Source organism: Variovorax sp. Soil_C_26 (genome assembly GCF_057657075.1).
On record NZ_JBDGJC010000001.1, the window covers coordinates 156,191 to 171,547 of the forward strand.

At 70.5% G+C, this 15,357-nt stretch carries 16 protein-coding genes; 6 read left to right on the plus strand and 10 right to left on the minus strand.

The window, feature by feature from the left end; genetic code table 11:
• Positions 1 to 4: 4 nt before the first annotated feature.
• The gene (gene bla, locus AC3A6G_RS00650; protein ID WP_487861588.1) at positions 5 to 910 is read right to left on the minus strand and encodes a class A beta-lactamase; all 906 of its coding nucleotides are present in this window, start codon (positions 908 to 910) and stop codon (positions 5 to 7) included.
• Between the two features lie 197 nt (positions 911 to 1,107).
• Here bla and AC3A6G_RS00655 point away from each other — a divergent pair, with 197 nt between their 5' ends.
• Genes AC3A6G_RS00655 through AC3A6G_RS00675 form a run of 5 tightly spaced genes read left to right on the plus strand, consistent with a single transcriptional unit; the run spans position 1,108 to position 4,331 of the window.
• Positions 1,108 to 1,746 (plus strand): CDP-alcohol phosphatidyltransferase family protein, encoded by a 639-nt coding sequence (locus AC3A6G_RS00655; protein ID WP_487861589.1) that lies wholly within the window; start codon positions 1,108 to 1,110, stop codon positions 1,744 to 1,746.
• Positions 1,747 to 1,771: 25 nt separating this feature from the next.
• On the plus strand, positions 1,772 to 2,344 hold the full coding sequence (locus AC3A6G_RS00660) for a glutathione S-transferase family protein (protein ID WP_487861660.1): 573 nt from the start codon (positions 1,772 to 1,774) through the stop codon (positions 2,342 to 2,344).
• Between the two features lie 14 nt (positions 2,345 to 2,358).
• On the plus strand, positions 2,359 to 3,018 hold the full coding sequence (locus tag AC3A6G_RS00665) for a histidine phosphatase family protein (protein ID WP_487861590.1): 660 nt from the start codon (positions 2,359 to 2,361) through the stop codon (positions 3,016 to 3,018).
• 39 nt (positions 3,019 to 3,057) lie between these two features.
• A complete protein-coding gene (locus AC3A6G_RS00670) occupies positions 3,058 to 4,020 on the plus strand; it encodes a DnaJ C-terminal domain-containing protein (protein WP_487861591.1) in 963 nt (320 codons plus the stop codon).
• A gap of 2 nt (positions 4,021 to 4,022) precedes the next feature.
• Complete coding sequence (locus AC3A6G_RS00675; RefSeq protein ID WP_487861592.1) at positions 4,023 to 4,331, plus strand: chaperone modulator CbpM; 309 nt, start codon at positions 4,023 to 4,025, stop codon at positions 4,329 to 4,331.
• Here AC3A6G_RS00675 and AC3A6G_RS00680 read toward each other — a convergent pair.
• The 8 genes from AC3A6G_RS00680 to metE all read right to left on the minus strand — a co-directional run bounded on the left by AC3A6G_RS00680 (position 4,328) and on the right by metE (position 13,356).
• Positions 4,328 to 4,978 (minus strand): DUF2894 domain-containing protein, encoded by a 651-nt coding sequence (locus AC3A6G_RS00680; protein ID WP_487861593.1) that lies wholly within the window; start codon positions 4,976 to 4,978, stop codon positions 4,328 to 4,330. The two genes, AC3A6G_RS00675 and AC3A6G_RS00680, sit on opposite strands and share 4 nt — an antisense overlap.
• Positions 4,971 to 5,648 carry an OmpA family protein gene (locus tag AC3A6G_RS00685; RefSeq protein ID WP_487861594.1) on the minus strand — a complete coding sequence of 226 codons (678 nt, stop codon included), beginning with the start codon at positions 5,646 to 5,648 and terminating at the stop codon, positions 4,971 to 4,973. The genes AC3A6G_RS00680 and AC3A6G_RS00685 overlap by 8 nt, the downstream gene beginning before the upstream one ends.
• A 76-nt stretch (positions 5,649 to 5,724) precedes the next feature.
• Positions 5,725 to 7,824, minus strand: coding sequence for a DUF802 domain-containing protein (locus AC3A6G_RS00690; protein WP_487861595.1), 2,100 nt, complete (start codon positions 7,822 to 7,824; stop codon positions 5,725 to 5,727).
• Positions 7,817 to 8,557 carry a DUF3348 domain-containing protein gene (locus tag AC3A6G_RS00695; protein WP_487861596.1) on the minus strand — a complete coding sequence of 247 codons (741 nt, stop codon included), beginning with the start codon at positions 8,555 to 8,557 and terminating at the stop codon, positions 7,817 to 7,819. The genes AC3A6G_RS00690 and AC3A6G_RS00695 overlap by 8 nt, the downstream gene beginning before the upstream one ends.
• A 123-nt stretch (positions 8,558 to 8,680) precedes the next feature.
• Entirely contained in the window at positions 8,681 to 9,229 is a 549-nt protein-coding gene (locus AC3A6G_RS00700; RefSeq protein WP_487861597.1) for a hypothetical protein, read from the minus strand.
• 236 nt (positions 9,230 to 9,465) lie between these two features.
• Positions 9,466 to 9,807 carry an alpha/beta hydrolase gene (locus tag AC3A6G_RS00705; RefSeq protein ID WP_487861598.1) on the minus strand — a complete coding sequence of 114 codons (342 nt, stop codon included), beginning with the start codon at positions 9,805 to 9,807 and terminating at the stop codon, positions 9,466 to 9,468.
• Between the two features lie 284 nt (positions 9,808 to 10,091).
• Positions 10,092 to 10,973 (minus strand): hypothetical protein, encoded by an 882-nt coding sequence (locus AC3A6G_RS00710; protein ID WP_487861599.1) that lies wholly within the window; start codon positions 10,971 to 10,973, stop codon positions 10,092 to 10,094.
• A gap of 25 nt (positions 10,974 to 10,998) precedes the next feature.
• Entirely contained in the window at positions 10,999 to 13,356 is a 2,358-nt protein-coding gene (gene metE / locus AC3A6G_RS00715; RefSeq protein ID WP_487865889.1) for a 5-methyltetrahydropteroyltriglutamate--homocysteine S-methyltransferase, read from the minus strand.
• Between the two features lie 102 nt (positions 13,357 to 13,458).
• Between metE and AC3A6G_RS00720 the strand changes: the two genes are divergently transcribed.
• The gene (locus tag AC3A6G_RS00720; RefSeq protein ID WP_487861601.1) at positions 13,459 to 14,385 is read left to right on the plus strand and encodes a LysR family transcriptional regulator; all 927 of its coding nucleotides are present in this window, start codon (positions 13,459 to 13,461) and stop codon (positions 14,383 to 14,385) included.
• Here AC3A6G_RS00720 and gcvA read toward each other — a convergent pair.
• Complete coding sequence (gene gcvA / locus AC3A6G_RS00725) at positions 14,354 to 15,298, minus strand: transcriptional regulator GcvA (protein WP_487872820.1); 945 nt, start codon at positions 15,296 to 15,298, stop codon at positions 14,354 to 14,356. The two genes, AC3A6G_RS00720 and gcvA, sit on opposite strands and share 32 nt — an antisense overlap.
• Between the last annotated feature and the right edge of the window lie 59 nt (positions 15,299 to 15,357).

Below are 15,357 nucleotides of genomic sequence, written 5' to 3' on the forward strand. Positions count from 1 at the left end.
AGCCTCAGCCGCGCAGCGCGTTCACCGCGATGCGCACCGCCGAGGCGACGACGTCGTTGCGCACCGGCGCGTCCTTGGCCGGGAAGGTGAGATAGATCGCCACCACCAGCGGCGCACCGGCCGGCGGCCACAGCACGCCGACGTCGTTGTTGGTGCCGTAATCGCCGCCACCGGTCTTGTCGCCCACCTTCCAGTCCGCCGGCACGCCAGCACGCATGCGCGTGGCGCTGGTGGTGTTGCCGAGCAGCCATTCCTGCAGCTGGCGGCGCTCGGCGGCGCCGAGCGCATCGCCCAGCACCAGCCGCTCGACGCTCGCGGCCATGGCCTCGGGCGTGGTCGTGTCGCGCGGGTCGCCCGGAATCGCCGTGTTGAGCTCGACCTCCCAGCGGTCGAGCCTGAAGGTGGTGTCGCCGATGGATCGCGCATAGGCGGTCACCGCGGAGGGCCCGCCGAGGATCGTCATCAGCAGGTTGGCCGCGGCGTTGTCGCTGTACTGGACGGTCGCGGCGCAGAGCGCGGCCACGCTCATGCCCTGGTCCAGATGCTTGCCGGTGATCGGCGAATGGGGCTGCAGGTCGCTGCGGGCGTAGCGCACATGGCGCGCCAGCAGCGCCGGCTCGCGCGTACTGCGTGCAAGGATGGCCGCGGCCAGCACCGTCTTGAAGGTGCTGCACATCGGGAAGCGTTCGGTGGCGCGGTGGCTCACGCGGGCGCCGGTGCCGGTGTCGAATGCGGCCACGCCGAGCCGCGCGCCCACCGATGCCTCGAGCGCCGCGAGCGCGGCCTCGGCTTCGGCCGCGCGCGCGCCCGGGCGCTTCGCGAGCCCGGCGGTGCAGGCGCTCGCAAGCGGCAGCGCGGAGGCGGCGAGCAGGAATGTGCGACGCTGAGTGAAGAAAATCGAAGAAGTCATGTGCTTGGGTTTCAGACGAGTGGATGGAACGAAGGGCATCGTAGGAGCGCAGCCGCGCCGGCTCCAGCGCCCGGCGGCGCGGCCGCGTCCCGGGTGTATCGGCTGTAACGCCGGGCCGGACGCGTCGGCGCGCGACTACAGGCGGACCACGCGGCTTGCGTTAAGGTTCGTGCCATTCGCCGACTCCGGAGCTCCCCATGACCCCTCCCCCCGCTGCACCGGTCCGCAGGCATTTCTCGATGATCCGCGGCTTCCACCTGGCCGATGTCTTCACGCTCGGCAACGCAGCCTGCGGCGTGGGTGCAGTCTTCCTCGCGATGGCCTTCATGGCGAGCCAGTCGCTCACGCAGTTCTACTGGGCCGCCGCGCTGGCCCCGGCGGCCTTTGTTTTCGACGTGTTCGACGGCCGCATCGCGCGCTGGCGGCAGACCCATTCGGCGCTCGGTCGCGAACTCGACTCGCTGGCCGACGTGATCTCCTTCGGCGTGGCCCCCGCTGCGCTCGCTTTTGCCGCGGGCCTGGACGGCGTCTGGGACTGCCTGCTGCTGATCTACTTCGTCGGCTGCGGCGTGAGTCGCCTCGCGCGCTACAACGTCACGGCCGAGGCGCTCTCCGAAGGCGCGGACAAGGTCAAGTACTTCGAGGGCACGCCCATTCCCACCAGCGTGGTGCTGGTCGGCGTGCTCGCGCTGGCGGCCTGGCAGGGCCGCATCGGCGATGCAGTCTGGGGCGGCGCCTGGGTGCTGGGGCCGTGGCAACTGCATCCGCTCACGCTGCTGTTCGCGCTCTCGGGCACCTTGATGATCAGCAAGACCCTGAGGATTCCCAAGTTCTGACTTCCATCGGAGACGCCTTGTGACCATGAAGCTGTATTTCGATCCGCAAAGCCGCGCACAGATCGCCAAATGGATGCTCGACGAGGCCGGCGCCGCTTACGAGATCGTGCCCACGCTCATCCGTGACGGCGCGCACAAGAAACCCGACTACCTGAAGATCAACCCGGCGGGCAAGCTGCCGGCGCTCGTCGATGGCCGCACGCGCCTCTTCGAAAACGCGGCGATCTGCATGTACGTGGCCGAGAAGTTTCCGCACGCCCGGCTCGCACCGCCCGTGGGCTCGCCCGAGCGCGGCCGCTACCTGTCGCTGATGGCCTACTCGACCGCACAGCTCGAGCCCGCGATGGGGGATAGCCTGCTCGGCCTGCAACATCACGCTGCGCGCGGCTGGACCGATTTCGAGCAAGCCAAGGACGTGGTGGAGCGCGAGCTGGGCAACGGCCCCTACCTGTTCGGTGCGCAGTTCACCGCCGCCGACGTGATGATCGGCTCGATGTTCATCTGGCAGCGCGCCTTCGGCAGCCGTTCGAACCGGCCGAAGATCGACGCCTACGTCGCACGCCTGCAGGCGCGGCCCAAGGGCCTGTCATTTGGCTGAGCCAGAATCCTTTCATGCAGACCCACGCCTCTTCTTCGCCCCCTTCCACCACCCACGCCACGTCGCCCGGCCTCGAGCAGCTGGCCCGCATCGCGGCCGAACAGCCGCTCGCGCCGGCCTGCGACCATTTCTACTTCCTGCGCCACGGCCAGACCGGCCGCAATGCGCAGCGCATCTTCCAGGCGGTGGACGAGCCGCTCAGCGAACTCGGCCTGCAACAGGCGGCGCGCGCCGCGCAGTTGCTCGCGGGCGAACCGATCCGCACCATCGTCTGCAGCGATGCGCGGCGCGCGCACGACACGGCGCATGCCGTGGCGGCGGTGCTGCGGATCGAGCCCACCCTCCAGGAGGGGCTGCGCGAGCGGAACTTCGGCGCGCTGATCGGCACCTCGTCGGTCGACATCGACTGGGCCTGCGAACCCGCGGGCGGCGAAACCCTGGCGCAGTTCGTGGCGCGCAAGCGGCTCGCGCTCGATGCCGCGCTGGCGCAGCCGGCGCCGGTGCTGGTGGTGGCGCACGGCGGTTCGCTCTATGCGCTCGCGGCGCTGCTCGGGGTGCCGATGGACCTGGGCCTGCTCGGCAACGCGCAGCCATTGCGTTTTTCGAAGAGCGGCCCTACATGGACGATAACGCCGCTGTTGCGGCAGGCCGACGGGGATTCGGCCCTGGCCTGACGCGCCGGGCTGTGCACCGTCGGGCAACCCACCACAACCATGGAATTCAAGGACTACTACAGCGCCCTGGGCATCGAGCGCACCGCTTCCGACGAAGAGGTGCGCAAGGCCTACCGCAAGCTCGCGCGCAAGTACCACCCCGACGTCAGCAAGGAAGCCGACGCCGAGCAGCGCATGCGCGACATCAACGAGGCCAACGACGTGCTGCGCGACAAGGAAAAGCGCGCGGCCTACGACGCACTGGCCGACCGTGTGGCGCGCGGCGGACAGGCCGGGCCTGGCTTCCAGCCGCCGCCGGACTGGGACACCGGCTTCGAGTTCCACCGCGGCCCGAACGCCGGACCGGCCGACCACGCAGAATTCAGCGAGTTCTTCTCGTCGCTGTTCGGCGAGGCCGAACGCCGCGGCGCGGCCCGGCGCAACCACCGGGCACGAGGCGAAGACCACCATGCAGCGATCGAGATCGCGCTCGAGGACGCGATCCAGGGTGCCGAGCGCGAGATCACGCTGCGGTCGCAGAAGCTCGACGCCGCGGGCCGCCCCGTGTTCGACACGCGCACGCTGAGCGTGAAGATCCCGCCCGGCATGCGTCCCGGGCAGTTCATCCGGCTCGCGGGCCAGGGCATGCCAGGGCACGGCGGCGAGCCGGCGGGCGACCTGTACCTCGAAGTGCGCATTGCGCCGCATCCGCTCTACCGCGTCGAGGAGCGCGACATCTACATGACGCTGCCCGTCACGCCCACCGAGGCGGCGCTCGGCGCGCAGGTGAAGGTGCCGGTGCCCGCCGGGGGCGCGGTCGAGGTGACGGTGCCGCCCAACGCGCGCGGCGGCCTGAAGCTGCGGCTCAAGGGCCGCGGGCTCGGCGGCAAGCAGCCCGGCGACCTGTACCTGCTGCTCGACATCGCGCTGCCGCCGGCCGGCGAACCGGCCGTGCGCCGCGCCTACGAGCAGCTCGCGCAGGCCTCGGCAACGTTCAACCCACGCCAGCACCTGGGAGTTTGAGCATGGCGACAGTAACCGTGACCACGGCCGTGGGCACTTCGCATCCGCTCGCCGCGAGCGAGCTCGCGCATGCCTGTGGCGCCGACACCGAATGGGTGGTGCAACTCGTCGAAGTCGGCATCGTCCAGATCGCCGCGGCCGAGCCGCCCGAGCAGTGGCGCTTTTCGAGCAGCGACCTGCAATGCGCGCTCGAGGCGCGCCGGCTCGAGCGCGACTTCGGCGTGGGCCTCGATGCCGCCGCGCTGATCCTCGACCTGCAGCACGAAGTGCGGCGGCTCAAGGCGGTGCTGCGCGCGCACGGGGTGGGCTAGGACTTCGGGCGCTTCCTGGGGGTGGGCTTTGACGGAGGCTGGGCCTCGGCCTTCGCCGCGCTCGCGGCAGGCGGCGCCGCACGGCCCTGCAGTTGCTCGAGCCACAGCAGCCCATCGACATGCGCCATGAAGCGGTTGAGGTAGTCGGGCGAGAGTTCGTGCATGAGCACCAGCGCGCGGTGCACGAGTTGGTGCGAGTTGAGCGGGCCCGCGTTCTCGGGCACCCGCGCGAGCGACTGCGTGATGCGGCGTTCGGCACGCAGGCGCGTCCAGGTGCGGTTGAAGAAGCGCACGCCCTTGAGCTCGGGCGCGGAGCCCGACGCCGCCAGCGCCATGCCACCGGGCGCGGCGACATCGGGTGTCGGCGCATGGCGCGCGATGTGCTCGAGCAGTTCTGCGAGCCCGCTGCGCGCAGGCGGTGCAGCATCCGCCGCCGGTGCCGGCGCCTCGTCGAGCGCACGGCCATAGGCATCGATCAGCACGGCCAGCCGCGCATCGAGCAGCCGCCGCGCCTCGCCCTGGTGCCCGGCCGTGCGCCGCGCCATCGCCTCGATCAGGCGAAAGCGCACGGGGTCGCGCCGATGCGCACCACGCTCGCGCCAGGCCGCGAGCGTGGCCGCGGCGTCGATCGCTCCAGCGCTACTCACGGGGCCGGGCATCGGCATGGGCGGCAGCGCCGGGCTTGTGCCTCGGCGTCGGCGCCATCTCCACGCGCCGGTTCTTCGAGCGCCCTTCGGCATCGGCATTGGAGGCCACCGGCTGCTCCGCGCCGAACGCGGCCGCGAACACCGCATCCGAGGGCACGCCTTCGTCGATCAGCGCGCGCGTCACCGTGAGCGCGCGCTGCGCCGAGAGCTCCCAGTTGTCGGCGAACGGCCGGTTGCCGTCGCGCGGCGCGCGCATCTGCCGGTCGTCCGTGAAGCCGCTGACCATCAGCACTTCATCGCGCGCGCGCAGGTAGGCCGCCATCGGCCCGGCGAGGCTCTCGAGCACCTGCCGCCCCTCGGGCTGCAGCTCGGCGGAATTGAAGGCGAACAGCACGCTGCCGCTGATGCCGATGCGGCCGTCGCGCAGCGTCACGCGGCCGGCAGCCAGCGGCCCCGCGAGCGCCTGCTCGAGCGCCTCGCGGCGCTGGGTCTCGGCCTGGCGCTGCTGCACCTCGGCCTGCAGCTTCGCGGCCAGGTCGAGCTGCATGCCCAGCGCACCGACGAGGATCAGCACGAAGGCGCCGACCAGCCCAGCCATCAGGTCGCCGAACACCGCCCAGACCGGAACGCCCGGCTCCACGCCCGCGTCGATGTCGATCTCGTCGTTCACTGGTGCACCCTTGGCGCTGCGCGCCTTCCCGCCAAGCGGGAGCGAGCTTGCTTGGGGCGGCCCGGCGCGGCGCTCATCACGCTTCGCCTCCCACCGCCACCGCTGCCGCAGGCCGGCCCGCGATCTGCTGCAGGTCGTCGACGATCTGCTTCTGCGACATGATGCTCAAGTCGATGACCTCGCGCGCCTGTGCCACGTAATAGGCCAGTTGCTCGTCGCTGCGTTCGATCGACTTGCCGAGTGCGCCTTCGACGCGCTGCAGGTGCACCACCAGCTTCTCGTTCGATTCGCTGAACAGCTGCACCGCATGGCCGAAGGCCTCGCCGAGGCTCGCCACCTCGACCGCGCTGCCGGTGACCTGCGCGGCCACCTCGGCCAGCCGGCCGGTGTCGGCTTCGACCTGCTCGGTGAAGCGGCTGCCGACACGTTCGAGCACGTCGGCCGAGGCGCCGACCAGCGCATCGACGGCCGAGCGCTGCTCGGTCGAGGCATGGTTCACCGCATCGAGCAAGGTGCCCAGCGTTTCCATCAGGCGGCTGCGCTCCTCGAGCATCGCGTTGTCGCGCGCCATGCTGTCGGAGAGCTTCTGGCGCAGTTCGGCCACCACCTCGGCCGCGACGCGCGGCGCCTCGGATGCGGCCTCGAGCAACCGCGAGATCTCGGCCACGGTGTTCTTGGCATGGCCTTCGGCCTGGGCCGACATGCCGCGTGCGGACTCGGCCAGCGCGTCGAACAGTTGCTGCTGGCGGCGCTCTGACTCGGTGCCGGCTTGCTGCCATTCCTGCTGCAGCGAGGCGGCCACCGCGCCCAGGGCCTCGGTCCATGCCGCAAGACGCTCCGCATCGCGCGAGGCGATCTGCGCCTGCAGGCCGGCATGGGCCTCATCGACGCTGCGCAACAGCGCGGCCGCCTGCTGCCCGGCATCGGCCGCGGCCGCCGCGAGCGACTGCTTCGCCTCGGCGGCGAACTGCGCGCCGACGCGCTCGTGCTCGGCCAGCGCGCGGCCCCAGCTGCCCGCCACTTCGTCGGTCGTTTGGCCGAGGCGGGCCGAGACGCTCTCGACCAGCGTGGCCGAGCGTTGCTCGAAGGTTTCGGCGAAGCGCTCCTGCGTGCTGCGCAGGTCTGCGACCAGCGCCTGCGAGGTGCTGCGGTGCTCGGCCAGCGCGCCCTTCCAGGTGTCTGCGACACCGGCGGTCGCGGTCTCGAAACGGACCGTGAGGCCGTCGAGCTGCTGCTGAACCGTGCGCGCGACGCTGTCGTGCAACGAGGCGGTCTCGCGCGCGATGCCGGCCATGGTGGCCTCGACCACGGGCTGGATCGTCGCACCGGCGATGCGCGCGCTCTCGGTCAGGCTCTGCTTCAGCGAGCTGTCGACCGACGAAGCCAGGCCGGCATACACCGCCTCGGCCTGGCTGTGGAACTGCGCTTGGCCCGCGGCGAGGCGCTCGTTCAGCGCCAGGGCTTGCCGCTCCATGGTTTCCATCATGGCCTGCATGCGGTCGACCAGCTGCGGCATCAGGCGGGCCTGCTGCTCGAGCAACTGGAACGACGCCTCGCGCTGGTGGGCACGCGAGTAGGGGCGCAGGCGCGTGGCGATGAGGCTGTCCAGCCGCTGCCCGGCCTGCAGGCGGTCGCGCCGGCACAGCGCCGAGGCCAGCCCCAGCATCGCCGAGGCGGCCACACCGGCCACCGAGGTGCCGAAGGCCAGGCCCAGGCCCTTCACCGGTGCCGACAGCGAGTTGCGGATCGCCTGCAGGTCGGTCGCGCTGTCGAGCGCCAGGCCGGTGCCCTTGAGCGTGACCACCATGCCCATGAAGGTGCCGAGCATGCCGAGCAGCACCAGCAGGCCCGAGAGGTACGGCGCCAGCGCCGGGCCGGGCAGGCCCACGCGCTCGCCCTCGATGCGCAGCCGTACCGCGTTGCGCAGCGACGGATGCAGCTGTGCCAGCCAGGCGCCGAGATCGGCCGGCGGCTCGGACAGGCCGTCGACGGCGCGCGCGAGCGTGCCGCTCGCCTGCCGGAAGCGGTGCAGCTCCAGCCCGCCGATGACATAGAACACGCCGACGATCAGCGTGACGGCAAAGGCCAGCGCGTGCGAGCCGGCATACCCCGCGCCGACCCAGCACACCACGGCAAGGCCCGCGGCAAAGACGAAATAGGGAAGAAATCTATTCATGGGACTCTGGTTGCCTCATGCGAAGGGCGTCGAGCAGCCCTTCGACGGGTTGGAATCGGAAGTCCAGTTCGGCGAGCAGCACGTTCCGGATGTCCTTGTGGAAGGCATCGAGCCAGGGTCCGGGCGCAGCGGGTGCAGCGGGTGCAGCAGGCTCAGCGGCTCCGTCGGCCGGGTCCGCGGCGGCGGCAGGCCGCAGGCGGTCAAAGTGCTTCTCGAGCAGCGTGGGCACGGCTGCGAGAAAGCTGCGCTCGCGCGGCGCCAGCACCTGCTCCATCACCACGTCGACCGACGCGAGCCGAGCCATGGCGGGCGACCGCGCCGCCAGCATCGCGCGCAGCCGTGCGCGCAACGGGCCGACGGCCGCATCGAGCGCCTGTTGCTGGGCCAGGTAGCGCCGGCGGTACGGTGTGAAGTCGGGTGCGGCATCGTCGGCGTTCTTGCCGCGCCGCCAAGTGGCGTCTTCGGCAATGGCCTTGGTCAGTGCCGTGCGCACGCGGGTGCATTCGCGCTCCTCGGCGCCGGGTGCGGTACGGCCGGCCGACGGCATGCCGGAGGCGCCGCCGTCGAGCGCGGCCGAGAGCGAAATCGCCTCGGTCCAGCCGAACCACTGGCTCAGCTGGTCGGCCGTTGCCTGGCGCGGTTCGCGCACGTCGGATTGGGCGAGCCCGAGGAGCAAGCGAACGAGCGCCGAATCGCTGAAGGCCGTGCGCTGCTGCTGTGAAACTTGCCCCATGAACGCCAGAACGAAAAACCTGGCAGTCTACACCGGGGGGCCGCGCCGGCCTCCCGTGCATGGCGCGCCGAAGGAAACCGCCGGTAACGCTGGCGGGCCCGCTCGGATCAGGCCCCTTGGGAGTCAGAGTCCGTTGCTGTGGTAGCGCGGCCTTTGCTTGTAGAGGGGGACGGCCGAGATGGCGGCTGTCAGCGCGGCGACGTCGGCCTGCGGGATCGCATACATGCCGGCGTACACCTTGGCAGCGATCGGCTTGGCAATCACGCGGATGGGGTGCGAGGGAACGTCGCGCCCCTTCGCCGCCAGCGTATAGAGCGCCTCGGCGATGTAGCCCATGGCTTCGTTCTCGTAGCCCGAATGCTCGCCGAACGCCAGCATATCGAGGTGGGCGTGCGTCGCTTCGTGAAACACCACAGCGCGATGGCGCTCGTCGAGCACGTTGAGGTCTTCCGACACGTCCATCACGGCAAAGGTCATGTCGTACTGAGCGGCATTGCCGGCACTCAGGTTGGACCCGACGCGAATCTTGCCTGCTGTGATCGCGTCGGCCACGTCGTGGTAGGCGCGCGGCCAGATCCGCAGCGCACCAATGGCGAAGTTGTGGCGCGCGATGAATTTGTCATGCCTCAGGATGTTGACCACCTGTGCGGTGAGCGTCTCGGGATCGGACATGGGAGCGACTTTCAGTGATGGAGTGAAGTCGCGAATTCTGTCGGGCGGACGCGCGGCCGACCATATGCTGTTGGTCGTGTCCGCAAGGCTGTCGGCTCTGGCGAACGGCCGGCCCGGTTTTCAAAGCGCCCAAGGACAAAAGCCGGACGGTGCTGTCGCACCGTCCGGCTCTGGCTGTCTTTGCTTGCCGAAGCGCCGGCCGCCCAGGGCCGCCGGCGTTCTGCCTGCCTGTTCGATTACAGGCCGGCTTGGCGGGTGAAGCCGCGTGCCTGCTCGGGGATCACGCTGCCTGCGAAGGCTTCGCGGCGCAGGTTCTGGCCGGGAGCGTGGGCAGCGGCCACAGCTTCGCTGCGAACGATCGCACGGTCGGTGGCGCTGGCGAGCACCGGGGCCACGCCGGCCGAGGCGACTTCGCTGTAGGCATTGCCTTCACGGGCGGCAGCAACGGCTTGCGGCGCGACGTCGGCGCGGCTGTAGCCGGAGGTCAGGGGCTGCACGCCTTCGTAGGTTTCTGCATGGGCGCCAGCGGCGGCGAGCAGGGAGAGAGCGGCGGCGGCGAGGATGTTCGAGGTCTTCATTTCAGGTTCCTTCTTGGTTTCTTGGTTTGGACTTTGGATGCCTTGAAGTTTGCACCACAAACCAAGGGAAAACCCTCGACGAATTGAACCGCAGTGTTCATGAAACTGAAACAATGACGCGGAACTTTCTTGCGTCCGCCTAAAAGTTGCGGTTCGATTAAGAAGTTTGCCTCACTCGGCGGCCATTTGCCCGCGATGTAAGCCAGTTGGCCGATGCGGGCGGCGAGTATCGCGCATCCGGTTCATACCTGTCGCGTCCCGGCCAATTTCCCCGGCGCGGGCGTTCAGGAGCGCGGCGGCCAGCCGCGCAGCAGCGTCCGGATCGCGACCGCGCCGCTCGCCTTCACCTCGGCACGGTAGGTGCCCACGAGCGCTTCGCGCTCGGCCGCGGCTTGCGGATCGCTGCGCCAGGCGAGCAGCGCCGCCGCATCCGCATCGGGCAGCGCCGCGAGCAACGCCTGCGCGAGCTGCCGCTCGAACTCGCGCGCCACGATGAGCAGGTTGCGCGGGCGCGGCGAGGTGACGCCGCGCGACCACAGCGTGTCGAGCGCCATGTCGAGCGTGGCATCGGGCAGCGCGGTGTACTGGCCCGCATTGCCGCGCGCGAGCTGCTTGACGACGGCGCTCAGCAGCAGCTGGCTCGAGAAGTCGACCTCGCGCAGGTCGGCCACGGCCATGCGCTCGAGCAGCTCGGTGCGCACCGCGTCGGCGGGCTTCGCGCGCTCGCGATGGAAGAAGGCCACCCTGGCCGGCTCGTCCATCGCGGCATAGTCGGCGCGCAGCTTCGCGAGGCGGGCCACTGCCGCCTGCACCTGCGGGCCCGGCGCCGCGGCGCCCTGCCCCGCCGCTGCCACCTCCTGCCGCACGGCCGCCACCGATGAGGCCACATCGAAGGCACGGGCCGCGGCCTGGTCGAGCGCTTCGAGCGCCTTGCCGGCAATGGCCTGGTCGGGCGCCTCGAGCAGCTGGCGCGCCTCGCGCGAGACGGCGCCGGGCGCATAGGCCGCCTGGTAGCGCGCCTGCACGCCTTCGAACAGCATCAGCGCCTCGGCCCGGTCCTGCGCGCGCGCCGGGGCCGGCAGCAGCAAGACAATGGCCGCGGCCAAGAGCAACGGCAGCGCGGAAAGAAGAACAACGGATCGCGAACGAACGGCGTGAAAGGGCATGGCGCCATTATTGGCGCCACGCTGGTCAGGCCGGCGCGAGCTCCGCGCGCAGCAGTTTCGCGGCCGCAACCATGTTCGCGAGCGCCGCCTCGGTCTCGGGCCAGCCGCGGGTCTTGAGGCCGCAGTCGGGATTGATCCAGAGGTTCGCGGGCGGCACCACGGCGGCGGCCTTGCGCATCAGGCGCACGATCTCGTCGACCGATGGCACGCGCGGCGAGTGGATGTCGTAGACGCCGGGGCCGATCTCGTTCGGGTAGCGAAAGCCGCCGCCGGCTGCGTCACCGCCGAACCCGCGAAGCAGCGCCATGTCGGAGCGGCTGGTCTCGATGGTGATCACGTCGGCGTCCATCGCCGCGATCTCGGGCAGGATGTCGTTGAATTCCGAATAGCACATGTGCGTGTGGACCTGGGTCTCGTCGCGCACGCCCGCGGCACTGATGCGGAACGCGCGCGTCGCCCACTTCAGGTACGCCGGCCAGCCGGCGCGCCGCAGCGGCAGGCCCTCGCGGATCGCGGGCTCGTCGATCTGGACGATGCCGATGCCGGCGCCTTCGAGGTCGGCCACTTCGTCGCGGATCGCCCAGGCGATCTGCTCGCAGGTGACGCTGCGCGGCTGGTCGTCGCGCACGAAGGACCACTGCAGGATGGTGACCGGCCCCGTCAGCATGCCCTTCATCGGCCGCTTCGTGAGGCTCTGCGCGTAGGCGGTCCATTCGACCGTCATGGCCGCCGGGCGCGACACGTCGCCGAAGATCACCGGCGGCTTCACGCAGCGCGAGCCGTACGACTGCACCCAACCATTGGCGGTGAACGCGAAGCCGTCGAGCTGCTCGCCGAAATATTCGACCATGTCGTTGCGCTCGGCCTCGCCGTGCACCAGCACGTCGAGGTCCAGTTCTTCCTGCTTTTGCACTGCCAGCGCGATCTCGGCGCGCATCTTCTCGCGGTAGCCGGCGGCATCGAGCTCGCCGCGCTTGAAGGCGGCGCGCGCGGCACGGATCTGCGGCGTCTGGGGGAACGAGCCGATGGTGGTGGTCGGCAACGCGGGCAATGCAAAGCGCGCACGCTGCAGCGCCTGGCGCTGTGCGAAGGCGGAGGCACGGCGGTCGTCGCCCGCCACGCTGCGCGCGAGCCGCAGCGCCACGTCGGCGCGGTGCACGCGCGGGCTCGCGCGGCGTGCCGCCACCGCCGAGCGTGCGCTCCGCAGCGCATCGGCCACGCTGTCTTCGCGCCCGTCGAGCACGGCACGCAGCACGCGCAACTCGCCGAGCTTCTCGACGGCAAAGGCCAGCCACGAGCGGAGTTCGCCATCGAGCTTGTGTTCGGCTTCGAGGCTGAACGGCACATGCAGCAGCGAGCACGACGGCGCCAGCCAGAACTCGCTGCGCGGCTTTGCCGTCGCGGGCTGCAGCGCGGCGAGCGCCGCATCGGGATCGGTGCGCCAGATGTTGCGTCCATCGACGATGCCGACCGACAGCACCTTGTGCGCCGGGAGCCAATCGGCCACGCCGATCAGCTCTTGCGGCGCGCGCACCGCGTCCACATGCAGCCCCGCCACCGGAAGCTGGCAGGCCAGGCGCAGGTTTTCCGCGAGCGGCGAGAAATACGTGGCCAACAGCAGCCGCGGCGCGCTGCGCGCGAGCTGCCAGTAGGCGCGCTCGAACGCGTTGCGCCAGGCGTCGGGCAGGTCGAGGCCGAGGATCGGTTCGTCCACCTGCACCCATTCCAGGCCCTGCTGCTTGAGGCGGGCGAGCACCTGTTCGTACACCGGCAGCAGCGCGTCGAGCAGCGAGAAGCGGTCGAACCCGGGCTCTTTTTCCTTGCCGAGGTAGAGAAAGCTCAGCGGCCCGAGCAGCACGGCCTTGACCGGATGCCCGGCCTGCTGCGCCTCGGCCACCTCGTCGAAGAGCCGCGTCGACGAGAGCGCGAACTGCGTGGCCGCGCTGAACTCGGGGACGAGATAGTGGTAGTTGGTGTCGAACCACTTGGTCATCTCGAGCGGGAAGCTGCCGGCGGCGCCGTGGCTGCATCCTTCTTCGTGCGCATGCGCATGCCCATGGCCCGGCTCCTGCGCCACGCCGCGCGCCATCGTGAAGTAGCGCGACAGCGCGGGCTCGGCGCTCTCGAAGCCGAAGCGCGCCGGTTCGCAGCCGAGCAGCTGGATGTGGTTGGCGACATGGTCGTAGAACGCGAAATCGCCGACCGTCACGAAGTCGAGGCCCGCGTCGCGCTGCAGCTGCCAGTGGCGCGCGCGCAGTTGCCGGCCGGTGGCTTCGAGCGCCTCGCTATCGATCTCGCCGCGCCAGTGCTGCTCGAGCGCGAACTTGAGTTCGCGCTGCGCGCCCATGCGTGGAAAGCCGAGGGTGTGGGTACGGGTGGTCATGGCGGGGGTCCGGTCGGAAATCTTGATGGGAGCCGGCAATGCTCGGGCTTTGGGCTCTATGATTCAAACGAAACCTTTTGCCCTTTCGCTTGAATTTCATTCATGTTGCAGTCCATCCTCGAAATCCGCCACCTGCGCACCCTGGCGGCGCTGCGCGACACCGGCAGCCTGGTGCGCGCGGCGCAGCTGCTCAACCTCACGCAGTCGGCGCTGTCGCACCAGATCAAGCTGCTCGAGGACCGCTACGGCGCGCAGCTCTTCGAGCGCAAGTCGGTGCCGCCGCAGTTCAGCACCACGGGGCTGCGGCTGTTGCAGCTGGCCGACGCGGCGCTGCCGCTGGTCGAGGAAGCCGAGCGCGACGTGGCGCGGCTCGCGCTGGGGCGCAGCGGGCAATTGCGCATCGTGGTCGAGTGCCACACCTGCTTCGACTGGCTGATGCCGGCGATGGACGCCTTCCGGCAGCGCTGGCCCGAGGTCGAGCTCGACATCGTCTCGGGCTTCCATCCCGACCCGATCGCGCTCGTGATGCAGAACCGCGCCGAGGTCGCGATCGTGTCCGAGGCCGACCCCGACGAGACGGTCGACTACCACCCGCTGTTCCGCTTCGAGATCATGGCGCTCGTCGCGAACGACCATCCGCTCGCGGCGCGCAGCCATCTGACGGCGCGGCACTTTGCCGACCAGACGCTCATCACCTACCCCGTGCCCGACGACATGCTCGACCTGGTGCGCCAGGTGCTTGCGCCGGCCGGCGTGCAGCCGGCGCACCGCCGCACCACGGAACTCACGGTGGCGATGCTGCAACTGGTGGCGAGCGGGCGCGGCGTGGCGGCCCTGCCGCTGTGGGCGGTGCAGAACTACCTCGACCGCGGCTACGTCACGGCCCGGCGCGTGGGCAAGAAAGGCTTGACGGGGCGGCTCTACATGGCCTCGGCGGCACGCACCTCGGCCCAGCCCTGGCTCGCGGACTTCGTGCGCGTCACGCGCGAGAGCTGCTTCAAGAGCCTGCCGGGGATCGAGCTGCTGTAGCGCGCCTGCCGCGCGGCTTTGGAACGGGGCGATTCGCCTCGCCGACGATCCAGTCGCGAAAAGCCGCGACCTTGGGCCGTGCCTCGCTGCCTTCGGGGCACACGAGGTAATAGGCGAAGTCTTCGAGCCGGTGCGCGCCAGCGAGTTGCACGAGCCGGCCCGCCGCGAGGTCGTCGGCCACCACCGTGGCGGGCAGGAGCGCCGCGCCCTGCCCCGCAAGCACCGCCTGCAGCAATAGCCCCGCGTCGTCGAAGGACGGGCCGCGCGCCCGGCCCGGGTCGTCGACGCCCTGCGCCTCGAACCAGCGCTGCCAGGCCTTGCGCTCGGCGTCGTTCACGCGCGGCCAGCGCCGCAGGTCGGGCGGTGCCGCCGGCAGGCCGTGCCGCGCGACCAGCGAGGGCGCGGCGACCGGAACCACCTCGACCGTGAGCACGCGCCGGCTGCTGAGCCCCGGGTAGCGGCCGAGGCCATGGCGGATCGCGACATCGACGCCGTCGCGCGAGAAGTCGGCGAGCGCGCCGGTGCTGCGCAGCTGCAGGTCGATGTCCGGGTGCGCCTCCTGGAAGCGCTGCAGGCGCGGCACCAGCCATGCCGACGCGAAGAACGGTGTGGCGCTCACGGTGAGCAGTCCGCTGTCGGCCGGCGCGGCCACGCGGCGGGTGGCGTCACTGATCTGGCGGAATGCGTTGCGCACGGGCGGCAGGTAGGCCTGGCCCGCGTCGGTCAAAAAGATGCCCCGGTTCGCGCGCCGAAAGAGCGCAATGCCGAGGTGCAGCTCGAGCGCCTTGACCAGCTGGCTCACGGCGCCCGGCGTCACGCACAGCTCGTCGGCCGCGTTCGTCACCGAGAGGTGGCGCGCGGTGGCCTCGAAGGCCCGCAAGGCGTGGAGTGGCGGAAGCTGGTGCTCTTTCATCAGTAAATCTAAATCGAATGGCTCAGAAGATCTGGATTGCAGGATCGCACGGTGCAACC